At 60.4% G+C, this 21,854-nt stretch carries 19 protein-coding genes, 1 tRNA gene and 1 pseudogene; 8 read left to right on the top strand and 13 right to left on the bottom strand.

Features of this window, described 5'->3' with window-relative positions:
- Positions 1–11: 11 nt before the first annotated feature.
- From HGP31_RS01800 to HGP31_RS01780, 5 genes are all read left to right on the top strand, one after another.
- Positions 12–758, top strand: coding sequence for an ABC transporter substrate-binding protein (locus tag HGP31_RS01800; RefSeq protein WP_020795753.1), 747 nt, complete (start codon positions 12–14; stop codon positions 756–758).
- A 71-nt stretch (positions 759–829) separates the two neighbouring features.
- On the top strand, positions 830–1,525 hold the full coding sequence (locus HGP31_RS01795; protein WP_020795754.1) for an ABC transporter permease: 696 nt from the start codon (positions 830–832) through the stop codon (positions 1,523–1,525).
- Positions 1,522–2,211: an ABC transporter permease gene (locus HGP31_RS01790; RefSeq protein WP_033038935.1), complete on the top strand. Its 690-nt coding sequence runs from the start codon at positions 1,522–1,524 to the stop codon at positions 2,209–2,211. The genes HGP31_RS01795 and HGP31_RS01790 overlap by 4 nt, the downstream gene beginning before the upstream one ends.
- Positions 2,192–3,421 (top strand): methyltransferase, encoded by a 1,230-nt coding sequence (locus tag HGP31_RS01785; protein WP_168757086.1) that lies wholly within the window; start codon positions 2,192–2,194, stop codon positions 3,419–3,421. Before HGP31_RS01790 ends, HGP31_RS01785 begins: the two co-directional genes overlap by 20 nt.
- Positions 3,422–3,815: 394 nt before the next feature.
- Positions 3,816–3,891: transfer RNA gene (locus tag HGP31_RS01780), tRNA-Thr, on the top strand.
- Between the two features lie 65 nt (positions 3,892–3,956).
- Here HGP31_RS01780 and HGP31_RS01775 read toward each other — a convergent pair.
- The 13 genes and pseudogenes from HGP31_RS01775 to HGP31_RS01715 all read right to left on the bottom strand — a co-directional run bounded on the left by HGP31_RS01775 (position 3,957) and on the right by HGP31_RS01715 (position 17,829).
- Positions 3,957–4,667 (bottom strand): SDR family NAD(P)-dependent oxidoreductase, encoded by a 711-nt coding sequence (locus tag HGP31_RS01775; RefSeq protein ID WP_020795757.1) that lies wholly within the window; start codon positions 4,665–4,667, stop codon positions 3,957–3,959.
- A gap of 42 nt (positions 4,668–4,709) precedes the next feature.
- Positions 4,710–5,354 carry a DsbA family oxidoreductase gene (locus tag HGP31_RS01770; protein ID WP_020795758.1) on the bottom strand — a complete coding sequence of 215 codons (645 nt, stop codon included), beginning with the start codon at positions 5,352–5,354 and terminating at the stop codon, positions 4,710–4,712.
- On the bottom strand, positions 5,351–5,569 hold the full coding sequence (locus tag HGP31_RS01765; protein ID WP_020795759.1) for a tautomerase family protein: 219 nt from the start codon (positions 5,567–5,569) through the stop codon (positions 5,351–5,353). The genes HGP31_RS01770 and HGP31_RS01765 overlap by 4 nt, the downstream gene beginning before the upstream one ends.
- A gap of 214 nt (positions 5,570–5,783) precedes the next feature.
- Positions 5,784–6,002, bottom strand: a pseudogene (locus HGP31_RS01760) (Fic family protein); the annotation flags it as partial.
- A 131-nt stretch (positions 6,003–6,133) separates the two neighbouring features.
- The gene (locus HGP31_RS01755; protein WP_168757085.1) at positions 6,134–6,907 is read right to left on the bottom strand and encodes a DeoR/GlpR family DNA-binding transcription regulator; all 774 of its coding nucleotides are present in this window, start codon (positions 6,905–6,907) and stop codon (positions 6,134–6,136) included.
- A 55-nt stretch (positions 6,908–6,962) separates the two neighbouring features.
- Entirely contained in the window at positions 6,963–7,964 is a 1,002-nt protein-coding gene (pdxA, locus tag HGP31_RS01750; protein ID WP_168759124.1) for a 4-hydroxythreonine-4-phosphate dehydrogenase PdxA, read from the bottom strand.
- Positions 7,965–7,969: 5 nt separating this feature from the next.
- Complete coding sequence (locus tag HGP31_RS01745) at positions 7,970–9,250, bottom strand: four-carbon acid sugar kinase family protein (RefSeq protein ID WP_168757084.1); 1,281 nt, start codon at positions 9,248–9,250, stop codon at positions 7,970–7,972.
- Positions 9,247–10,260: a 2-keto-3-deoxygluconate permease gene (locus HGP31_RS01740; protein ID WP_168757083.1), complete on the bottom strand. Its 1,014-nt coding sequence runs from the start codon at positions 10,258–10,260 to the stop codon at positions 9,247–9,249. The genes HGP31_RS01745 and HGP31_RS01740 overlap by 4 nt, the downstream gene beginning before the upstream one ends.
- A 296-nt stretch (positions 10,261–10,556) precedes the next feature.
- Positions 10,557–11,843, bottom strand: coding sequence for an OprD family porin (locus tag HGP31_RS01735; RefSeq protein WP_168757082.1), 1,287 nt, complete (start codon positions 11,841–11,843; stop codon positions 10,557–10,559).
- Between the two features lie 354 nt (positions 11,844–12,197).
- On the bottom strand, positions 12,198–12,410 hold the full coding sequence (locus HGP31_RS01730; RefSeq protein WP_020795763.1) for a hypothetical protein: 213 nt from the start codon (positions 12,408–12,410) through the stop codon (positions 12,198–12,200).
- Between the two features lie 245 nt (positions 12,411–12,655).
- Positions 12,656–13,762 carry an agmatine deiminase gene (aguA, locus tag HGP31_RS01725; protein ID WP_168757081.1) on the bottom strand — a complete coding sequence of 369 codons (1,107 nt, stop codon included), beginning with the start codon at positions 13,760–13,762 and terminating at the stop codon, positions 12,656–12,658.
- A gap of 5 nt (positions 13,763–13,767) precedes the next feature.
- Positions 13,768–14,646, bottom strand: a complete 879-nt coding sequence (gene aguB, locus HGP31_RS01720; protein ID WP_020795765.1) for an N-carbamoylputrescine amidase — start codon at positions 14,644–14,646, stop codon at positions 13,768–13,770.
- Positions 14,647–14,916: 270 nt separating this feature from the next.
- Positions 14,917–17,829: an aminotransferase gene (locus HGP31_RS01715; protein WP_168757080.1), complete on the bottom strand. Its 2,913-nt coding sequence runs from the start codon at positions 17,827–17,829 to the stop codon at positions 14,917–14,919.
- Positions 17,830–18,015: 186 nt separating this feature from the next.
- Here HGP31_RS01715 and rfbC point away from each other — a divergent pair, with 186 nt between their 5' ends.
- The 3 genes from rfbC to HGP31_RS01700 all read left to right on the top strand — a co-directional run bounded on the left by rfbC (position 18,016) and on the right by HGP31_RS01700 (position 21,848).
- Complete coding sequence (gene rfbC, locus HGP31_RS01710; RefSeq protein ID WP_020795768.1) at positions 18,016–18,561, top strand: dTDP-4-dehydrorhamnose 3,5-epimerase; 546 nt, start codon at positions 18,016–18,018, stop codon at positions 18,559–18,561.
- A gap of 87 nt (positions 18,562–18,648) precedes the next feature.
- Positions 18,649–20,457 (top strand): sensor histidine kinase, encoded by a 1,809-nt coding sequence (locus HGP31_RS01705; protein ID WP_033040185.1) that lies wholly within the window; start codon positions 18,649–18,651, stop codon positions 20,455–20,457.
- Entirely contained in the window at positions 20,454–21,848 is a 1,395-nt protein-coding gene (locus HGP31_RS01700; RefSeq protein ID WP_033040180.1) for a sigma-54-dependent transcriptional regulator, read from the top strand. Before HGP31_RS01705 ends, HGP31_RS01700 begins: the two co-directional genes overlap by 4 nt.
- The last annotated feature ends 6 nt before the right edge of the window (positions 21,849–21,854 follow it).

Here is a 21,854-nt window from a genome sequence, read left to right as displayed (position 1 = left end):
GAGCTAACCGCATGCGCAATTACAAGAAGGTCTTCCTGGCCGCCGCCGTTACCCTGGCGTTCAGCGCCGGTGCCATGGCCGAAACCCTGAAGATGGGCATCGAAGCGGCCTACCCGCCGTTCAACAATAAAGATGCCAGTGGCAATGTCGTCGGCTTCGACAAGGAAATCGGCGACGCCCTGTGCGCCAAGATGAAAGTCGAGTGCACCGTCGTGACCTCCGACTGGGACGGCATCATCCCGGCCCTGAACGCCAAGAAGTTCGACTTCCTGATCTCCTCGATGTCGATCACCGACGAGCGCAAGCAAGCGGTGGACTTCACCGACCCGTACTACTCCAACAAGCTGCAGTTCATCGCCAAGAAAGACGTCGATTTCAAAACCGACAAGGCTTCCCTGCAGGGTAAAGTGATCGGCGCGCAGCGCGCGACCCTTGCGGGTACCTGGCTGGAAGACAACATGGAAGGCGTTGAAGTCAAACTCTACGACACCCAGGAAAACGCTTACCTGGACCTGACTTCCGGTCGCCTGGACGGCATCCTGGCCGACAAATACGTCAACTACGAGTGGCTCAAGAGCGACGCAGGCAAGTCCTACGAGTTCAAAGGCGACCCAGTGGAAGAAAGCGACAAGATCGGTATCGCCGTTCGCAAGAACGACCCTATCCGCGAGAAGCTGAACACTGCGCTCAAGGAAATCGTTGCCGACGGCACCTACAAGAAGATCAACGACAAGTACTTCCCGTTCAGCATCTATTGATCCTGACCTGCCTGACCGGCGCCTGATGGCGCCGTTCACGGTATTGCCTGCCGCGATTTGAAAAGAAATCCATGATTATCGACCTCTACGGATTCGGCCCGGCGCTCGCCGCTGGCGCGCTGATGACTGTGAAACTGGCACTCTCGGCCCTGTGCCTGGGGCTGGTGCTCGGTCTGCTCGGCGCCTTGGCCAAGACTTCCCCGTACAAGCCGTTGCAATGGCTTGGCGGCACATACTCGACACTGGTTCGCGGCATCCCGGAGCTGCTCTGGGTGCTGTTGATCTACTTCGGCACCGTTAACCTGATGCGCGCCCTGGGCGAGTTTTTCGGTAACCCCGACCTTGAGCTCAATGCCTTCGCTGCGGGCGTGATTGCCCTGGGCCTGTGCTTTGGCGCCTACGCCACGGAAGTGTTTCGCGGCGCCATCCTCGCCATCCCCAAAGGCCATCGTGAAGCCGGCGTGGCCCTGGGCCTGTCGAAATTTCGCATCTTCACCAAGTTGATCATGCCGCAGATGTGGCGCATCGCCCTGCCGGGCCTGGGCAACCTGTTCATGATCCTGATGAAGGACACCGCGCTGGTGTCGGTGATCGGCCTGGAAGAAATCATGCGTCACGCGCAAATCGGCGTGACCGTCTCCAAGCAACCGTTCACCTTTTATATGGTCGCGGCGTTCATGTATCTGAGTCTGACGATTCTGGCCATGACCGGCATGCACTTCCTGGAAAAACGCGCCGCTCGCGGCTTCGCGAGGAGCGCCCAATGAACTGGGAAGTCATCATCAAGTGGCTGCCGAAACTGGCCCAGGGCGCAACCCTGACCCTGGAACTGGTCGCCATTGCCGTCATCGCCGGCCTCCTGCTGGCGATCCCGCTGGGCATCGCGCGTTCGTCGCGCCTGTGGTGGGTGCGAGCGTTTCCCTACGCCTACATCTTCTTTTTCCGCGGTACGCCGTTGCTGGTCCAACTGTTCCTCGTCTATTACGGGCTGGCGCAGTTCGACGCGATACGTAATAGCTCGATGTGGCCCTACCTGCGCGATCCGTTCTGGTGTGCGACAGCCACCATGACCCTGCACACCGCCGCCTACATCGCTGAAATCCTGCGGGGCGCGATCCAGGCGATTCCACCAGGCGAGATCGAAGCGGCTCGGGCGCTGGGCATGTCCAAAGCCAAGGCGCTGATCTACATCATGCTGCCCCGCGCGGCGCGCATCGGCCTGCCGGCCTACAGCAACGAAGTGATCCTGATGCTCAAGGCCAGCGCCCTGGCCAGCACGGTGACGTTGCTGGAACTGACCGGCATGGCACGCACCATCATTGCCCGAACCTACCTGCCGGTGGAGATCTTCTTTGCCGCTGGCATGTTCTATCTGCTGATGGCCTACGTGTTGGTACGCGGCTTCAAGCTGCTGGAGCGCTGGTTGCGCGTCGATGCCTGCCAAGGGCGTTGATCCTCAGGTGCTGACGGGCGAGGAACTGCTCGCCCGTTTCACCGCGCTGGACACTTTTCTGACAGCGCATCAGGCCCTGTGGAAACCTCGCCCCTTCACACATCTGCAACTGCCCTGGGAAACCACCTACCCCGAACTCGCCACTTGGCTTCGCGGGCGATCGCTGGAAGAGGCGGAAAGCGCTCACAACCACCCTGCCCTTGTGGATGCGCCGCAGCCTTTTGCTGCGTTGGCGGACATGTCCCTGGCACTGAGTGCGCTGGATGAATTGCCTGCTCATACGCTCGAAGCGCCAGCTCATCGATTGAATGTGGATGTTCCAGGGCGCAAGTGGCAGCAAATTGAAGCCTTTGCCGGTCGACTGCAGTTTGCTGATCCCGCCAGGCATTGGCTGGACTGGTGCTCGGGCAAGGGACACCTGGGCCGCCGCCTGCTACAACCCGGACAGCAACTCACCTGCCTGGAATACGATCCAGCGCTGGTTGCCAGCGGCCAGGCACTCAGCCAGCACCATCGACTGCACGCGCTGCATGTCGAACAGGACGTACTGGCGGCCAATGCGGCAGCGCTATTGGAAGCTCGACATACACCCGTCGCACTGCATGCCTGCGGCGATTTACACGTGCGACTGATCCGGCTCGCCAGCGCAGCCGGTTGCAAGCAACTGGCCATCGCCCCTTGCTGCTACAACCGGACCCACCTGACACGGTATTCGCCGATGTCCTCGGCCGCGCAACACTCTGACCTGCAGCTGTCCCTCGATGATCTGGGGCTGCCAATGAGTGAAACCGTCACCGCCGGCGCCCGCGTACGACGCCAACGCGACACCTCGATGGCCCGACGCCTGGGCTTTGACTTGTTGCAAAGGCAACTGCGCGGCGTCGACGAGTACCTGCCAACCCCATCCCTGCCAAGCGCCTGGCTGGAAAAATCCTTTGCCGAATACTGCCAGCACTTGGCCGAACTCAAAGAGTTATCCACAGTCGGCGCCCAAAATTGGCTCGAGCTCGAGGCAGCCGGATGGCAGCGCCTTGCCCAGGTACGCAATCTAGAGCTCCTGCGCGGACTTTTCCGACGCCCATTGGAGCTTTGGCTGGTGCTCGATCGGGCCCTTTTCCTGCAAGAACAGGGTTACACCGTTCGCCTCGGCACCTTCTGCGAATCCTCGATCACACCGCGTAACATCCTGCTGCTGGCGGAACACCCTTAACGCCTCACAGCCTGTGGATAACTCTGTTGATGAAATATTCATGGATCCAATCTTTACAGCTGCTTCAGCCCTGAAACAACGCTGATCAAATTTCGCACACTGAATAAAAAACCCAAAAAACAGGCATTTGCGAACTAATGAGAACGGATCCACAAAAACACTGTAAACCGGGTGAATCGAAAATCCCGTTGTGCATAAGCATTCGATCAAAAGACATAATCAACGACGGATCGGCCCGGCAGCACGCAAGAAAATGCAGCGCCGAGACCTCGTTTTGCACCGCGCGATGACAACCAGTGTGGGTCGAAAGACCTCAACAGAAGCCTGCGCAAAAATAGTCTGAATTCAGGGGTTTACAGAACCTTCCCAATCGCTATAATCGTCGCCCTGACATGCCGGTATAGCTCAGATGGTAGAGCAACTGACTTGTAATCAGTAGGTCCCGGGTTCGATTCCTGGTGCCGGCACCATACAAAACAAAGCCCTCGTAGCAATACGAGGGCTTTGTTGTTTCTGCCGTTTAAAAACCCAGACCTTAGTGACCCGCGCTCTGCCCGCCATCAACGTGGAGGATTTCGCCAGTGACGAACTTGGCGCCGTCCAGGTACACGACCGCGTTGGCAATATCATCGATCTCGCCCATATGCCCGACCGGGTGCAGAGCGCCCAGTGCGGCGTGGGTTTCTTCGCCGTGCATCGGGGTCTTGATGATGCCGGGCGATACTGCATTCACCCGAATGCCGCGCTTGGCGTATTCGATGGCCAGGGATTTGGTTGCCGCGTTCAGGCCACCTTTGGTCAGCGAGGCCAGTACCGATGGCACGCCGTCGATGGCGTGGTCCACCAGGCTGGTGGTGATGTTGACCACGTGGCCGCTGCCTTGTTTTTCCATCTCGGCGATGGCCAGCTGAGTGATGTAGAAGAAGCCGTTGACGTTCACCGACAACACGTTGGCGTAGTCTTCAGCGGTGTACTGGGTGAACGGCTTGGCGATGAAGATCCCGGCGTTGTTGATCAGGGTGTCGACACGACCGAAGCGTGCGATCGCTTCACGGATTACGCGCTGTGCAGTCTCTGGCTCGCCGATGTCGCCGGCCACGGTGAGGATGTCTGGATCGGTGGATGGCTTGATCGAGCGCGAGGTCGCGACGATCTGGTAGCCGAGCTCGCGGAAGGCCTTGACCATGCCGTCGCCGAGACCTTGGGATGCGCCAGTGATGACAACGACTTTTTTCGAATTGCTCATGATGAACCTCTACTCATAAATGATGGTTTGAAAAAGCAGTGATCAGGCTTGCGCCATTTGTCTCAACATCTGTTCGTAGTACTCGACCGACTGCGAACCGGACACCAGGTGACGGCCGTTGAGTACCAGGGCCGGGACCGAATTGATGCCGTGCTGGTGATAGAACGCTTCAAGCTCACGCACCTCGTTGGCAAAGGCGCCCGACGCCAACACCTCGCGTGCACGGTCCTCGTCCAATCCGGCTTGACCCGCCAGCCGTACCAGCGTCTGCTGATCGCTCGGGTTCTGGCCTTCGCTGAAGTAAGCGCGAAGCAGGATTTTCTTCAGTGCCACCTGGCGTCCTTCTTCCAGTGCCCAGAGCAACAACCGGTGGGCGTCGAAGGTGTTGTAGAAGTGGGTGCGCTTCTCCAGGTCGAACTTGAAGCCGATGGCATTGCCGCGTTCGATCTGCATCGCTTTGCCATTGGCGACGTCCTGGGCGGTACGTCCGTATTTGCGCATCAAATGCTCGACCGCTTTCTCGCCTTCGGGCGGCATGTTCGGGTTCAGCTCGAAAGGCTTGTAGGTCAGCTCGACCGCAACCTCACCCGCCACGTTCTCGATCGCCTGCTCCAGCGCCGTCGCCCCCAGTGCGCACCATGGGCACACCACATCGGAGACGAAATCGATGGTGACTGAAGGCGTCATGACTGCCCCTCGTCCGCCAGTTGCTTGCGGTACTGGGTGGTGGTGATCCCGGCGTAGCCCCAGTTATCGGTGTCGACTTCCTCGATCACGATGTGGGTCAGGTCAGGGCGTTTGTTGAGGACGCGTTCCAGTGTTTCAGTGATCTCGGCGATCACCTGAGCTTTCTGCTCAGTGGTAACGCCATCGCGGGTGATGCGTACGCTTACGAAAGGCATGAGGGAAACTCCAGTGACCTTCCCGTCGGGATGATGGGAGAGGCGTTGGAGCTCAATGTAGGGAGTTCGCTGGAGGGGATAAAGATGGTGGCGGGAACATCATTAGTTACGTGGCGTAATAGGTCTCTCCGTCAACGATGGCTCCGCCGGGAATATTCTCCGTTCGTTCTGAAGAAAAAGCCCCGAATCATTCGGGGCTTTTCATTTTCGCGCGTTAGTCGGCGTAACGTTTAAATTCATTACTGTCGCGGCTTAGCAACTGCATCAGCTTCGGATGGATAAACCGCTTCTCCTTCCCCACTTGAATCTCCTCTAACACACCAATGGTCACCAGATCTTTCAGGTGACGTGAAGCAGCCTGTCGTTGAGCAACTTTCTTGTCGACCACGTTGCTGATGCGGCAGTAGGGCTGTTCGAAGATGACGTCCACCAACGTGTCGTAATTTTTCACTTTTTGCGACACGTCCCGGGAACATGTCGTCGCGGGCGACACGTTCACAAAACGTGTTCCCGAAATCGAGTTCTGGCGACATGAGTGCTGCGGCAAGGGAATCTGGTCAGTGGTCAACCGACCGCTACGGTTTCCACAGTGATCTGCTGAAGCGCATGAAACGGCGCAAGCAAAGCTTCGTCCGCGCTGGCACTGGTAATCAACCGCCATTCCCGTTCGATGGGCGTCCAGTGCTGCTGGCGAGCGCGTCCCAGTTTGTCGGTATCGGCCAACACCACAATCTGCGCAGCCCGCTTGATGATGCATTCCTTGAGATACGCCTGCTGCGCACTCGCCTCACATAAACCGAACTCCGCTACGACGCCATCGGCACCGAGGAAAGCCTTGTCCACGCTCAAGCGGCTCAAGGTCAGCTCGGCCAATGGCCCCAGCGTGCTCATGCTTGAACCGCGCAGATCTCCGCCGATCAACGTCAGGCGTACGCCCGGGGCGCTGGCCAGGGTCATCACGGCGAGCAGGTTATTGGTCACCACGTGGATGTCCTGGTGCGCGCACAGGTGGTGGGCCAGCGCAGCGCAGGTAGTGCCGCCGTCGAGCAGGACGGTGTCGCCGTCCTGGACGTGAGCTGCGGCTGCCAGGGCGATGGCCTCTTTCTGTTCCCACTGGCTGGTCTTGCGTTCTTCCAGTGAGGCTTCCGGCTCATGCACGCCCACCACGGCCGTAGCGCCGCCATAGGTGCGCACCAGGTGCCGCTGCTTGGCGAGCATGGTCAGGTCACGCCGCACGGTCGCTTCCGAAACGCCGAGGGCCGCGCTCAATTGCTCGACGTTGGCATCGCCGATGCGTACGAGCTCAAGGATGGCGCGGTGGCGTTCGGACACTTTCATGGCGGGTCTCGTGGGTTGGACGGTGGTCGATCTTACACGACAGCGCCCATGCGCCTCATCCCCGTCGTGTTGCCAGCTCCGCGCCCTGGCGCAGCGCTTCGAGCAGGCTGCGCTCGTCGGCAATGCCCTTGCCGGCGATGTCGAAGGCGGTGCCGTGATCGACCGAGGTGCGGATCACTTCCAGGCCAACGGTGACGTTCACACCCGCCTCAAGCCCCAACACCTTTACCGGACCGTGGCCCTGGTCGTGATACATCGCCACCACCAGATCGAAGTCACCGCGACCGGCGCGGAAAAACAGGGTGTCGGCCGGCAGCGGGCCGGTGACATCAAGGCCGCGCTCCTGCAGCAGCTTCACCGCCGGGATGATTTTTTCTTCCTCTTCACCGTAGCCGAACAGGCCATTTTCACCGGCATGCGGATTGATACCGCATACGCCGATGCGTGGGCGAGGGATACCGGCCTTGATCAGCGTCGCATTGCCGCGCTCGATGGTGCGCTGGACCAGCCCCGGCTCGATCTTGCGGATCGCGTCGATGATGCCGATGTGTGTCGTGACGTGGATCACCCGCAGTTGCGGCGCCACCAGCATCATCGACACCTCGTCGACGTTGGTCAGGTGCGCAAGCATTTCAGTGTGGCCGGGATACTTGTGGCCGCCGGCATGCAGCGCCTCCTTGTTCAGCGGCGCGGTGCAGATGGCGTCTATCTGCCTGGCCTCGGCCAGTTGCACGGCACGGGCGATGTACTGATAGGCGGCATCGCCGGCGATGGGTGACAACTCACCAAACGGCAGGTCATCGGGGATCAGGTCGAGGTCGATGCAATCGATGATTCCCGCCTCGTAGCGCGCCTGGGAGGCGTCTTCGATACGGCGCACTTTGGCGCTGCCACCGACGATCACATTGGCCTGCTCCAGACGTCGGGCATCGCCGATCACCAGTGGCCGGCATTGTTGGTAGACGATGTCGTGGGTCAAGCTCTTGACGATGATTTCCGGACCGACACCCGAGGCATCGCCCATGGTGATGCCGATGATGGGGAGGTAGTTGCTCATAGTGTTCATTGGAGTCCTTGGATTCGTGTGCGTTGGGGCGAGGAGCGATCGGCGCTTTCGCTCAGGTGCTGCCATGCCGCATACAAGGCGTGATCGGTGCCGAACGCACCGGCCTTGGTAACAATGCCGGGACGATGCCCTTGCCGGGAAACCGTGGGGCGCGCAAAAGCCACGCCGGCTTCGATTTCGGTGAGCAATTGCAGGCTGTCGATACCGACGGTGGTCAAAATGGCCCGCGCCGTCTCGCCACCCGTGGCGATCAGGCCGCCGACCTTGGCGAAGTGCGGTTCTACCAGCAGCGCCAGACGGGTTGAGAGTTGAGCGCCCTCTTGGGGATCGAACGCTTCATCGCGGCCGATGCGCAGCAACAGGTCGCTCCAACCGTCCAACTGGTCGCCGATTTGCGATTGCCACAGCGCCCAATCGGCGTGCGTCGTGCCTTGACGAAGAACCTCAGGCGGGACCACCAGTTCGCTGACCCCACCGCGCTCCTTGAGCAAGGCACATTGGCGCTCGCAGACACCTGACAGGCTGCCGACCAGGATCAGAATGGGCGCCTGGCTTCTTTCCAGCGCCGCGGGTTCGCTTGCCGTGAAGCCTGCCTCAGAAACACCCGCGAGGCTGGCGATTTCCCGCGCCAGGCCACCCGAGCCGATCCAGAACAGCGGCTGCTCCATCGACGCCGTCAGGCGAGCGAGCGTCAGCAGGTCGTCTTCGGTTTGCGCATCGACAATCAGCGCCTGCGTGCCACTGCCGGCCACTTCGGCGATGCGGCGTTCGAGCAAGTGCTTGTCGCCGCGCAAGGTGTCGAGACCCAGCTTGGCGGTGCTAAGGCCAGCGTCGACCAGCATCGCTTCGATGTCCGCCGGACGATCGCCGTTTTCGAGTTTCCAGGTGTCGGTGGTTTCCAGCGGCTGGCCGTTGACCCACACCCGACCGCCACGCAACGTCCGCCCGGTGGCGGGAAACGCCGGAGCGACGATGGCCAGGCCCGCCAGGGGTTGCAGGGCGGCGACTTCCGCGGCCCAGTTGCCGCGCAAGGTTGAGTCGATTTTCTTGTACAAGCGCTGGCCTGGCTGATGCAGCGCCTTGTACGCGGCCAAGGTGCGTTCAGCGGCCTGCGCCGGGGTCAGGCGTCGCGTGTCAGTATCGGCGGCAATCACCTGGGCGTCGGCTTTGTCATGCAAAGGGTCAAGCGTGACGACTGTTTGCAGTCCCGCGCTGGCAAAACCGATGGCGCAATCGGCCGCCCCCGACAGATCGTCTGCGATGATCAGAATCCTCATCGCAAAATCTCCTGCTTTGGCGGCTCGATCACCGGTTCCGGGACGACGACGGGGTTGCGCTGTTGCACGCGTTTGGCGACTGCCGCGGTAAGCAACGGGGCGAGGATCGCAGTGACCACCACACAGGCCGCCACCAGGATCGTCGCGCTCTTGGCCGCCTCGGCGTACACCGGGTTCGCCGCTGCGATCAACGCAGGTACCGCGGCGGCGTTGCCCGCCGTTGTGGCAGCGGCGACGCCGGCGACACCGGTGCCGCCGGTCAACCGGTCCGCGAAGAACAGCGGAATACCGGTCAGCACGACCACCGCGACACCCATGCCAAGACCCAGCAAGCCGGCCTGCCAAACGTTATGCAGATCCAGGCTGGCACCGAGCGCCAGGGCGAAAAACGGAATCATCACCGGCACGGCCTTCGCCAGGAAGTCGCGCATGTCACGGTCGAGGTTGCCCAGCAGCATGCCCAGGGCCAGCGGCAGGATACTGCCCACCAGCGTCGGCCAGGGAAACGCCGACAGACCGGCAATGCCGAGGGTGACCATGGTCAGAAACGGCCCGGACTCCAACGACATCACCGAGTACGCGCCGACGTCTTCGGAGCGACCGTACTGCCCCATCAACGCCATGTACAAGCCGCCGTTGGTGTCGTTCATGGCCGCTACCACCGCCAGCGTGGAAATGCCCGCGAACAACCCTGAAGAAATCGGCTGCTCACCCAGGAAGTGTCCAAGCACGATGCCGATGAGCACGGCGATACCGACCTTGGTGACGAGCAGCGTGCCGCCCTTCTTGAGCAGGTAAGGCGTAGCCTTGATGTTGATGCTCGCGCCCATGCACACATAAAACACCGCGAGGATGGGCAGTGCACCGGTGAACAGTGCGTTGGTAAAGGATCCGAAAAATTTGGGCGTGTCCGGCAGGAATGTCGCCACGAGTGAGCCGATCAGCAGAGGCACGATCATCATGCCGCCGGGGATGCGTTCAATGGTGCGCTTGATAGGAATCTGGGCCACGAGGCTCTCCTTTTATAATTGTTGGGTAAGACGTGTACCACCTCGAAACTGATTGAACTGATCATGACATGATCAAATCAGTCAAAATAAGCTTATTCCAATGCTTGAACGTGCGCAATTCAATCATTCAAATGATCGTTTCGCTCATTTCTGCGAAAGAGTTCGATCAACTCAAGGGCTTGGATTGGTCCTCAAGGTGCCGCCCAGAGCCTCCCAGCGCCCACAAAAAAGCCCCGAACCAGTCGGGGCTTCTTTTTACTCAGCCTTGAATCAGGCGTCGCCACTGCTACCGATCATCAGAAAACGTTGATCGGGTAATCCACGAACACACGCACTTCGTTACCGCTGACGTTGTATTCGCTCGACTTCTGCGACACGCGCAGGATGGAGCTGCGCAGCTTGATGCTCAGGTCTTTGGCCGGGCCGCTTTGCACGACGTACTTGAACTGGTTGAAGATCTCGCGCTCGGTACCGCCTTCGCTGGTGGAGGTGGTGATGTTGTCACCGCGTACGTAAGCGAAGTTGTAGCTCAGGCCCGGTACACCGAAGGTGCTGAAATCCAGGCCGTAGCCCAGTTGCCAGCTGCGTTCGTCTTCGGCGTTGAAGTCCGACCAGTAGGAGTTGGCCAGGTAGATAGTGTTGCCACCGTCACCGACGCGACCTTGATCCTTCTGGTAGCCGCCGTAGGCGTAGCCCAGGTTGCTGTCGCCGGTGCTGCGCTGGTGCGCGAGGGTGAACGAGTGTGGGCCGGTGGCGAAGGTGGCTGCCAGGCTCCAGATCTTGTTGTCGTCGCCGGTGATGTTGTTGTCGCGAACGTAGGAATCTTCCAGCTTGGTGCGATAGCCGTTGAAGTCCAGGGTCAGGGACTGATCCTTGTCGAACGGGAACACGTAGTTGGCGTTCACGTATTGCTTCTTCAGCACGTCTTCGACGTCGGACGCGTACAACGCAGCCTTGAATTGTTCGGTGAACTGGTAGCTACCACCCAACACGTTGATCGACTTCAGGCCACCGCTGTCATGGCCTTCGGCGCTTTTGCGCGATTCGGCGGTGAAGCGACCGGCGTTCAGTTCCAGGCCCTTGATCTCCTTGGAGGTGATCAGGGTGCCGGTGTAGCTTTCCGGCAGCAGGCGACCGTTGTCGTAGCTCAGTACCGGCAGGACCGGCATTTGGTCGCCGTAAGTCAGCGTTGTGCTGGACAGGCGGAATTTGACCGCTGCGCCAGCTTTGGCCAGGTCGTCAGCCGGTTCGCCGCTGGCACCCTTTTTGAAAAAATCGATGCCTTGGGCGCCGCTACGGTCTTCATTGCGCTCCAGGTCGAGCGCGTACAGACCAAAGGCATCCACACCCACACCGATGGTGCCTTGGGTGAAGCCGGACGAGAATGTACCGATGGCCGCTTGGCCCCACTCGGACTTGTCCGGGTTGCCGTCTTTGTAGTCACGGTTCATGTAGGCGTTGCGCAGCAGCACTTTGAGGCTGCTTTCTTCAACAAAACCCTTGGATTCGGCCTGGTCGTTAGCCATGGCCTGCGTAGCGCTCAAAATCCCCAGAGCGATCAGGCTGATTCGCTTGTTCAACATGTTGTTTTCCTTATTACGGGTTGAAACGCGCTGTGTCGATCGGCTGAAACGGCGCTATCGCACTCTTATTTCATTCCGCAAAGAAAAAGGCCCGCCCACGATCAGTCGCGGCGGGCCTTTTTATTATTTTTTGGTCATGGCGGTCTGCCACAGGCGTTGGGCCGGATCGTAGCTGCGGGGTTAACTATATGTCAATTTCATGAATCGTCTGTAAATAGGCGTAATTCGTCTAAGAAGTGAGGTTCCTTGGCAGAAAAACTCAAACGGTTGTCCGGCGTGAAGCAACCTGCGCCCACAAAAAAAGCGCTGCCATCCTGGCAGCGCTTTTCTTTTATCAATCCATTGTTTTTCTTCTTATCCTTCCATCACATCCCATAACGCATCCAGTTCTGCCTCGCTGAATAAACCAGCGGGGTAGCGTTCGATCATCGTCCGGCGCGGATCACTTTTTGTGGTCTGACGCGTTCCTTTGGACTTGAACCAATTCGCCAGAGTCTGGAGCGATTCAGCATTTACCGCCAGGGGATGCAACGCCCGGTCGCTCACCACATTCACATCGGCGTTCATTTCAGCGCTCTCTCCTGGTTTGCGAGCGGCCTAACTTATCCAAGGTTTATGACAGAACAACTAAGTTCTCCCCCTCCCTGTTTTGCGCCATGAGCGATACAAGAGCTATGCCAAGGTGCCTGGAATGTCGACGAGCGGATACAAAAAAGCCCGCCGACCAGAAGGACTGCGGGCTCTATACCAGGCGGTGCGCGAAAACGTTTGCCTGATTTTTTTGCAATTATCTCAAGCTGTTACGAGGGCACTCATTCCTTGTGTGGTGCTGGCTGCTGTTGGGTAAGGCAGTGAATGTTACCGCCCCCCAGTAACAGTTCACGACCTGGAACCATGACCACTTCGTGCTGCGGGAACAACGTCTGCAAAATCTCTTTTGCCGGACCATCCAGCGGGTCATCGAAACTCGGGGCAATGATGCCGCCGTTGACGATCAGGAAGTTGACGTAAGAGCCGGCCAGACGCACGCTCGGGTTACGCTCCTGAGTCCCGTCGACCGGATCGACACCGTCACATTCTTCCTCAGTCGCATACAGCGGCCCCGGAATCGGCATCTTGTGCACCGTGAACGGGCGGCCCTTGGCGTCGGTGCTATTTTGCAGCACCTTCATGGCCGCCTGGCAGCGTGGGTAGTTCGGGTCCTGTGGATCGTCTGTCCAGGCCAACAGCACTTCACCCGGACGCACATAGCAGCAGAAGTTATCCACATGGCCATCGGTTTCGTCGTTGAACAGACCGTCCGGCAGCCAGATGATCTTATCCACAGCCAGATTATCTTTCAGTACCGCTTCGATTTCTGCACGGTTCAGGTGCGGATTGCGATTTCGGTTGAGCAGGCATTCTTCAGTGGTGATCAGTGTGCCTTCGCCATCGACATGGATCGAACCGCCTTCGAGCACGAATCCCTCGGTTCGATAACGTGGGCTGCGCTCGATTTCGAGGATCTTGCCGCCCACTTGCGAGTCGCGGTTCCACGGCGAATACAGGCCGCCGTCGAAACCACCCCACGCGTTGAAATCCCAGTTCACGCCCCGGACTTCGCCGATGTTGTTGATGACGAAGGTCGGGCCGGTGTCCCGAACCCAGGCGTCGTCGCTGGACATCTCGACAACGCGGATATTCGGAACGTCGAGGCGTGCACGGGCGTTTTCGTATTGGCCGGCGGACACCGCCACGGTGACGGGTTCAAAACGGGCGATAGCCTTGGCCACCGCGACGTGCGCGGCTTGTGCAGGCTTGCCGCCCAGGCGCCAGTTGTCCGGGCGCTCAGGCCAGATCATCCAGGCCTGGGTCTGGGGTGCCCACTCGGCCGGCATATAGAAGCCGTCTGAGCGAGGGGTGCTTTTCAAAGTGGTCATGTCGATCAGGACTCCAGGGTACCGTCGAGGGTTTTCAGCGCGCCGTACAAGTTCGGACGACGGTCACGGAACGAGCCCCACGCGCTACGGATGTGTTCCAGTTGGTCGAGGTCGAAGGTGTGAACCAGGATGCCTTCTTCGGTTTCGTTGAGTTCCTGCACCTTCTCGCCGAACTGGTTGGCGATGAACGACGAACCATAGAAGGTAATGTCGTAGCCGTCTTGTTCTTCGTTGCCGATGCGATTACTGGCGATCAGCGGCATCAGGTTAGCGCCGGCGTGGCCCTGTTGCACGCGTTGCCAGTGATCACGGGACGAAATGGTCTTGTCGTGGGGCTCGCTGCCGATGGCAGTCGGGTAGAACAGGATTTCCGCGCCTTGCAGCGCCATGCTGCGCGCAGCCTCGGGGAACCACTGGTCCCAGCAGATGCCCACGCCGATTTTCGCGTAGCGGGTGTTCCACACCTTGAAGCCGGTATCGCCCGGGTTGAAGTAGTACTTCTCGTGATAGCCAGGTCCATCTGGAATGTGGCTTTTACGATAAATCCCGAGGTTGCTGCCGTCGGCATCGATGATCGCGATGCTGTTGAACCGCGCACGGCCTGCCAGTTCGTAGAAGCTGATCGGCAACACGACTTGCAGCTCCTTGGCGACTTTCTGGAAGTGCTTGATGGCGACGTTATCTTCCACCGTTGTCGCCAGTTGCAGGTAATCCGGATTCGGCTTCTGGCAGAAGTACGGCGCTTCGAACAATTCCTGGATCAGGATGATTTGCGCGCCTTTGGCGGCGGCTTCACGGACCAGTCTTTCAGCGACCTCAATGTTGCCTTCGAGGTCCCAGGAACAGGCCATTTGCGTGGCAGCGACAGTAACGTTACGGCTCATGAAGCATCTCCGGGCAAGTGCGTGACGGTCGGGCATGGTTCATCCACACCCTGGCATTGGCGACTTTATATCCGATAAAAATCGGCTTTTGAAGCGTTTAGTTCGCCTTTCGTCTTAAATCTCTCACTTAAACCCGATAACAATCGACTTTCACATACCCCATGGAGCTGCCGCAGGCTGCGATCTTTTGATCTTCAAAGCCGTTACTGGCGCCAAAAAGTCAAAAGATCGCAGCCTGCGGCAGCTCCTACAGGGGATCAACGGTGATACTTACAGTCCTTCGCTTAGCACCTTCGAGAGCATGTCCACGAAGAAATCCACGCTCTGGCGCGAAGTGACCATCGGTGGCTTGATCTTCAGCACGTTGAGGTAATCGCCCGTCGGTTGCATGAAAATCCCCAGCTCTCGCAAGCGATCGCACAGCGCGGTGGTTTCTTCGGTGGCCGGTTCCAGGGTTTCACGGTTGCGGATCAATTCCACCCCCAGATAGAACCCGGAGCCGTGCACGGCGCCAACCAACGGATGAATATCGATCAGCGCTTCAAGCCGCTCCTTGAAGTACCCGCCAACAACCTGGGCGTTTTCCCAGAGTTTTTCCTCTTCCATCACATCCAGCACCGCCATGCCGATCTGGCAACTGACCGGGCTGCCACCGGCGGACGAAAAGAAATACCCCTCGGCCTCCAGCGCTTCGGCGATTTCCCGGCGGGTGATCACCGCGCCCAGTGGCTGGCCGTTGCCCATGCCCTTGGCCATGGTAATGATGTCCGGGACCACGCCCTGCTCTTCAAAGCCCCAGAAGAAATGCCCCATGCGCCCATAACCCACTTGCACTTCGTCGGCGATGCACACGCCGCCCTGGGCACGAACCATTGTGTAAACCTGCTGCAAATAACCCGGTGGCAGCGAGATGCCACCGGCATTGCCGTATACCGGTTCGCAAATGAACCCGGCCAGTTGACGATTTTGCCCGGCGATTTTCGCCAGGTTGTGTTCGACGCTGCGCACGTAGTCCGGCGCGCTGTCAGGGCCGCGGAATTCACCGCGATAGGTGTTCGGCGCGGTCACCGGGTGCACCCAGTCCGGGCGGCTGCTCAAGGCCTTGGGGTTGTCGGCGATCGAAGTCGATACCGCATCCGCGCCTACGGTCCAGCCGTGATAGGCCTCCAGCACGCTGAGCATGTCGCGCCCGCCGCTATAGGCCCATGCCAGGCGAATGGCCAGGTCGTTGGCCTCGCTGCCGCTGTTGACCAGGAACACCCGGTCCATGCCCTCGGGCGCCAATTTCAGCAGGCGCTCGGAGAACTCGGCCACGGCGGCATAGTTGAACCGCGAGTTGGTGTTGAGCAACGACCACTGGCGGCTGGCGACTGCCGCCATGCGCGGATGGCCGTGGCCGAGTACCGCGACGTTGTTGAGCATGTCGAGGTAAGAACGGCCCTGCATGTCGATCAGGTGGTTGCGCCAGCCGCGTTCGATGCGCGGCGGGTCGACATAATAGTGTTTTTGCGTGCGGGCGAAACTGGCGCCGCGGCGTGCCAGCAAGGTCTGTGAATCGAGTTCCTCCTGCGCATCGCAAGCCAACCCCAGAAGCATCGCGGGCGATGGGCACAGCGCTTGCCATGCGGCGGCTCGTGAAGGTGTGCAAAACAACGGCGCGCTGAACGAAGCCCCTCGGCACAGCTGCACGATCAACGGCCCGCTGACCGAGCCCAGCACCTGGCCCTTGACCAGCGCCGCGCCGCTATGCAGCGATGGCGTGACACCCCACAGCCGCACGCTCAGTTGCGGACCGTCCAGTTGCAGCACCCCGGGCATCGGCTGGTGCACCACCCCGGCGAACGGCGCTTCGACGGTCGTGCCATGGGGTACGCGCAATTCGACGTGCAGAGGGCAGGTGTCCGGCTCGCCGGCCGTGTCCGGGCGCGTGCGTGACAAACGGTATTGCCCATAACGACTGGCCGCCAGGCCGTGGACAGCGGCGGCCTCATCCAACAAGCGTTGATCGATGCCTTCCTGCTCCCAGTTACCAGCCTCGAAATGCGGGCTGAGCACGCCCAGGTCGATCAACGCAAACTCACGCCCCACCAGGCTCGGCAGCAGCGGGGCGAAGCCTTCGCTGCCAATGCCCGGCAGGCTCTGCCCGACAGCCGACAGGATGGCCGCTTCCATCAGCGCCAACGGCACCGACGTGGCCACACGGAAGATCTCCCATTCGTGGACCAGGTTGTCGCGGCTATAGGTATTGCCCGGATCGATGCTCACCTGTTGTTCACCACTGAGCACCAACACCGCCGCGCGGGCGACGATCAGCGGCCACAGCGCCAGCAGCTCTTCATGCTGCAACGGATTGACCGCGTGATACGCCTGCACCGCTGGCAAAATGCAGAACGGATCACCTTCACCATGGTGCAGCAATGCTGCACAGGTCACCGACAGGTCGGTTATGCGCCAGGTACGGATCAAGTCGCCGAAATCGATCACACCTTGCAGTTGCCAATGGCGTTGCGCATCGCGCTGCCACACCACGTTATCGTCGGTGATGTCCATGTGAATGGCTTGCACCGGCAACTTGTCTTGCAGCGGCAACAAATGGCGCTCGGCCTGCTCGGACGCTTCAACGATCAGTCGGCGCTGGGCTTCATCCTTGATCACCGGCAACAAATGCGCGATCAATGCGTGGGCGTGACGCGCGTCCCATTGCAGGGTTCGCACCAGCCCCGGATGTTCAAAATCCGCCAGTGCCAGGTCCATTTCACCGCACAGCCGCCCGAAACCGGCGACCACCGTTCGATTGAAATGCTCGAGGTGCGTCAGGGACTGTCCCTCGATGTAGTCCAGCAAACGCACATGCACCGCTTGGCCAGCGACCTCCAGGGACAACAGGTCCGCCCCGTTTTTCGCCGCGATCACACGCGGTACGTGCACATCAGGATGCTCAGCCAGGTGCTTGAGCCCGGCATGCTGGGCTTGCAACTCCAGCGCCGAATAGTCTCCCCGGCATATTTTCAGGACAAAACGCCCTTGAGCACTGTCGACGCGAAAGTTCAGATCCTGCTGGCTGCCAAGGGCCTGCAACGTTCCGTCGAACCCGTAATGCGCCTGCAAAAGCTCAAGCGCTTGCTCGGCAGAGACTTGCGGACTGGGCAAACTGGCGCGATGAATCAACGTGGCGAGCGGCATACAACGACCCCTGAAATTTTATTAGGCGCCTATATCGCCACTGCTCGGGGCGATACGCAACCCCCCTTCAGCCGGCTGGCAAGCGGCTGGATCGGTCAACTTCGAAGAAAAAAGCACACGACACTCGCCCTTACAGGCACTCTGGGCAAGAATGGCGACCATCAATGCCCATCGTTGGAGAAACCCATGAATGTTGTGACCACCGACCTGCCCGGTGTTTTGATCATCGAGCCCAAGGTTTTCGGTGACGATCGTGGTTTTTTCTACGAAAGTTTCAATGCGAAGGTTTTCAAGGAAGCCACTGGCCTGAGCACTCAATTCATTCAGGACAACCATTCGCGCTCGCAAAAAGGCGTGCTGCGCGGGCTGCATTACCAACTTGAGAATACCCAGGACAAACTGGTTCGGGTCTGTGCCGGGGAAATCCTTGATGTGGCTGTTGATGTGCGGCGCAGCTCGCCACATTTCGGCCAGTGGGTAGCCGTGCGTCTTTCTGCGCAGAACAATCGCCAACTGTGGATTCCCAAGGGTTTCGCCCACGGTTTCCTGGTGTTGAGTGAGTTCGCCGAGGTTTTGTACAAAACCACTGAGTACTACAACCCATCGGCCGAACGCAGCATTCGCTGGGACGACCCCGACCTGGCCATCGACTGGCCGCTCGATACTGCGCCGCAACTGTCGGCCAGGGACCAGGCCGCGGCATTTTTCAAGGACGCCGACGTCTTCGACTGACACACCGCTCGCACCGGCCGCAAGGTGCGCAGACTGTGTCGGCAAGCCTAGGCATAATGCACCTGTACCCACAGGCGCTCGATGCTCATGACTCCAACCCTTCCCCGCAGACCCCGCTGGCGCAGCCTGGCCCTGCTCGCACTGTGCCTGGCACCCTTACTGTGGCCGCTGGAGCACCTGGCCGAGCGCTATTACCGCAGCGAATTGGCTGGGCAGAATCGCCAGACCCTCGATCTCTACGTCGCCAACCTGCTGGGCACCCTGCACCGTTATGAAGTACTGCCGCAGATCCTCGGCGACCTGCCGGCCTTGCGCGCCGTGCTTGGCGCGCCAGACGATGGTGTCACCCAGGGCAACGCCAATCGCCTGTTGAAGAACATCAGCACCCAGACCGGCGCCGAAGTCATGTACCTGATGGACACGACGGGCAAGACCCTGGCCGCCTCCAACTGGGACAAGCACGACAGTTTCGTCGGCCGCAACTTTGCCTTCCGGCCGTACTTCAGCGAAGCCATGGCCGGGCGGCTCGGACGATTTTTCGGGCTGGGAACCACGTCCGCCAAACGGGGCTACTTCTTCGCCGCTGCCGTGCGAGAGGGCGAAAAAATCATCGGCGTGCTGGTAGTCAAGGTCGACCTCGACCACACCGAAAGCCTATGGGGCAAAACCCCGGAGCAACTGCTGCTGACCGATCACAACGGCGTGGTCATCCTCACTTCGCGGCCGGAATGGCGTTTTCGTTCGACCCGTGAGTTGAGCGAAGAAGAGCGCAAGGCCATCACCGCGATCCAGCCCTACCCCACCCGCGAACCCAAGCCGCTCAAGCTCAATCCCAACGCCTGGTTGACCCAGACTCAGCCGATCGCGGAAACCGGCTGGAACGTCAGCATCCTCGCCCCGCGCACCCTGATCGATCGTCCGGTGCGCACGGTAGTCGCCATCGGTGGCGCGACGCTGCTGGTGTTGATGCTGTTGCTCGGCCTGATGATGCAACGCCGCCGTCATTACCTGGAACGCATCGCCTTCGAAGCCAAGGCCCGGCGCGAACTGGAAGGCCGGGTGGCTGAACGTACCAGCGACCTTGAGGGTCTCAACCGCCGACTCAAACAGGAAGTGCTGGAGCGCGAGCAGGCCCAGCAAGAACTGGTTCGCGCCCAGGATGACCTGGTGCAGGCCGGCAAGCTCTCGGCGCTGGGAACGATGTCGGCGAGCATCAGCCACGAGCTCAACCAACCGCTGGCAGCCATCCGCAGCTACGCGGAAAACGCCGAAGTGTTGCTCGACCACGAGCGCACCGACGATGCCCGTGGCAACCTAAAGCTGATCAGCGAACTGACCGGGCGCATGGCGTCGATCATCGCTCACCTGCGCGCCTTTGCCCGGCGCGATCGCCACGCTCCGGAAAGCGTCGCCCTGCAGCCGGCGCTTGACGATGCCCTGGCCTTGTTGGCCAAGCGTCGACGCAGCATGGAAGTCGAACTGATCCGCGACTTGCCCGCCGCCACGTTGTGGGTCGAGGCCGGAGAAACCCGCCTGCGCCAAGTGCTGGGCAACCTGCTGGCCAACGCCCTCGATGCCCTGACGGAAAAAGGTCCGCCGCGTAAACTCTGGCTGAGTGCCCAATCCACGGGCGAAGGCGTCAACCTGTACATTCGCGACAACGGCCCCGGTTTCTGCCTGGAGGCTCTTGGCCGTGCCAGTGAGCCCTTCTACACCACCAAGACCCGTACCCAGGGGCTTGGATTGGGGCTGGCGATATGCGAAACCCTGATGCGCGCCTTCGGCGGCGAACTGTCGTTCGCCAACCACAAGGAGGGCGGCGCCCTGATTACCCTGAAGCTACGTGCAGGCGCACCGGGTGTGAGCCTGCAACCGTCCGAGGACCGAAGTGCATGAGCATCGACAACCGCATCCAGGTCGTGTTGATCGACGACGATCCCCACCTGCGCCAGGCCTTGAGCCAGACCCTGGACCTCGCCGGCCTGAAGATTCTGCCGCTGGCCGAAGCCAAGGGCCTGGCCGCACAACTGGAGCGCGACTGGCCAGGCGTGGTCGTCAGCGATATCCGCATGCCGGGCATGGACGGCATCGAACTGCTGACCGAGCTCCACGCCCAGGATCCGGAACTGCCGGTGCTGCTGATCACCGGCCACGGCGATGTGCCGCTGGCGGTGCAAGCCATGCGCGCCGGTGCCTATGATTTTCTGGAAAAACCCTTCGCCAGCGATGCGCTGCTCGACAGCGTGCGCCGTGCCCTGGCCTTGCGCCGACTGGTGCTGGACAACCGCAGCCTGCGCCTGGCCCTGAGCGATCGCAATGAATTGAGCACGCGCCTGGTCGGGCAGTCGCCCTCGATGCTGCGTCTGCGCGAGCAAATCGGCGCCTTGGCGGCAACTCGGGCAGACGTGCTGATCCTCGGCGAGACCGGGGCCGGTAAAGAAGTGGTTGCACGAGCCTTGCATGACCTGTCGAGTCGGCGCAGTGGTCCGTTCGTGGCGATCAACGCCGGAGCGCTGGCCGAGTCGGTGGTCGAAAGCGAGTTGTTCGGGCATGAGCCCGGCGCTTTCACGGGCGCGCAGAAACGCCGCATCGGCAAGTTCGAATTTGCCAACGGTGGCACGTTGTTTCTCGACGAGATCGAAAGCATGAGCCTGGACGTCCAGGTGAAATTGCTGCGCTTGCTGCAGGAGCGGGTGGTTGAACGCCTGGGCGGCAATCAACTGATCCCGCTGGACATCCGCATCATCGCCGCCACCAAGGAAGACCTGCGCCAGGCCGCCGATCAAGGCCGATTCCGCGCCGACTTGTACTATCGCCTGAACGTCGCGCCGTTGCGCATTCCACCGCTGCGCGAACGCGGTGAAGACGCGCTGGTGCTGTTCCAGCATTTCGCCGATGAAGCCAGCGCCCGCCATGGCTTGCCGCCCCATGAACTGCAACCCGGACAACGCGCCCTGCTGTTGCGTCACGCCTGGCCCGGCAACGTGCGCGAACTGCAGAATGCTGCCGAACGCTTCGCCCTGGGCCTGGAACTGGCGCTGGACAACAATGAGGTGCAAGGCACGGTTGGCACGACGGTAGAAATGGTCAGCGGCGGGTTGAGCGAGCAAGTGGAAAACTTCGAAAAAACCCTGATTGCCGCCGAACTGGCGCGCTCGCACAGTTCAGTGCGCAGCGTCGCCGAAGCGCTCGGCATTCCACGCAAGACCTTGCATGACAAATTGCGCAAGCACGGCCTGAGCTTCGCCGATAGTGGCACCGCCACCCATAGCGACGACCTCGATTGAGCCGCC

The sequence above is a fragment of the Pseudomonas umsongensis genome (assembly GCF_012647205.1).
GTDB lineage: Bacteria > Pseudomonadota > Gammaproteobacteria > Pseudomonadales > Pseudomonadaceae > Aquipseudomonas > Aquipseudomonas umsongensis.
Note: the sequence above shows the minus strand (reverse complement) of the source record. Positions and strands in the feature narration are given on the sequence as shown.

What these genes read in the sequence shown, in the direction of transcription:
- HGP31_RS01795 (WP_020795754.1), top strand. Translation starts at nt 830, where the DNA reads ATGATTATCGACCTCTACGGATTCGGCCCGGCGCTCGCCGCTGGCGCG.
- HGP31_RS01755 (WP_168757085.1), bottom strand. Translation starts at nt 6,907, where the DNA reads ATGAAAGTGTCCGAACGCCACCGCGCCATCCTTGAGCTCGTACGCATC.
- HGP31_RS01800 (WP_020795753.1), top strand. Translation starts at nt 12, where the DNA reads ATGCGCAATTACAAGAAGGTCTTCCTGGCCGCCGCCGTTACCCTGGCG.
- HGP31_RS01730 (WP_020795763.1), bottom strand. Translation starts at nt 12,410, where the DNA reads ATGAACGCCGATGTGAATGTGGTGAGCGACCGGGCGTTGCATCCCCTG.
- HGP31_RS01700 (WP_033040180.1), top strand. Translation starts at nt 20,454, where the DNA reads ATGAGCATCGACAACCGCATCCAGGTCGTGTTGATCGACGACGATCCC.
- HGP31_RS01705 (WP_033040185.1), top strand. Translation starts at nt 18,649, where the DNA reads ATGACTCCAACCCTTCCCCGCAGACCCCGCTGGCGCAGCCTGGCCCTG.
- rfbC (WP_020795768.1), top strand. Translation starts at nt 18,016, where the DNA reads ATGAATGTTGTGACCACCGACCTGCCCGGTGTTTTGATCATCGAGCCC.
- aguB (WP_020795765.1), bottom strand. Translation starts at nt 14,646, where the DNA reads ATGAGCCGTAACGTTACTGTCGCTGCCACGCAAATGGCCTGTTCCTGG.
- HGP31_RS01715 (WP_168757080.1), bottom strand. Translation starts at nt 17,829, where the DNA reads ATGCCGCTCGCCACGTTGATTCATCGCGCCAGTTTGCCCAGTCCGCAA.
- HGP31_RS01765 (WP_020795759.1), bottom strand. Translation starts at nt 5,569, where the DNA reads ATGCCTTTCGTAAGCGTACGCATCACCCGCGATGGCGTTACCACTGAG.
- aguA (WP_168757081.1), bottom strand. Translation starts at nt 13,762, where the DNA reads ATGACCACTTTGAAAAGCACCCCTCGCTCAGACGGCTTCTATATGCCG.
- HGP31_RS01745 (WP_168757084.1), bottom strand. Translation starts at nt 9,250, where the DNA reads ATGAGGATTCTGATCATCGCAGACGATCTGTCGGGGGCGGCCGATTGC.
- pdxA (WP_168759124.1), bottom strand. Translation starts at nt 7,964, where the DNA reads ATGAGCAACTACCTCCCCATCATCGGCATCACCATGGGCGATGCCTCG.
- HGP31_RS01770 (WP_020795758.1), bottom strand. Translation starts at nt 5,354, where the DNA reads ATGACGCCTTCAGTCACCATCGATTTCGTCTCCGATGTGGTGTGCCCA.
- HGP31_RS01785 (WP_168757086.1), top strand. Translation starts at nt 2,192, where the DNA reads ATGCCTGCCAAGGGCGTTGATCCTCAGGTGCTGACGGGCGAGGAACTG.
- HGP31_RS01735 (WP_168757082.1), bottom strand. Translation starts at nt 11,843, where the DNA reads ATGTTGAACAAGCGAATCAGCCTGATCGCTCTGGGGATTTTGAGCGCT.
- HGP31_RS01775 (WP_020795757.1), bottom strand. Translation starts at nt 4,667, where the DNA reads ATGAGCAATTCGAAAAAAGTCGTTGTCATCACTGGCGCATCCCAAGGT.
- HGP31_RS01790 (WP_033038935.1), top strand. Translation starts at nt 1,522, where the DNA reads ATGAACTGGGAAGTCATCATCAAGTGGCTGCCGAAACTGGCCCAGGGC.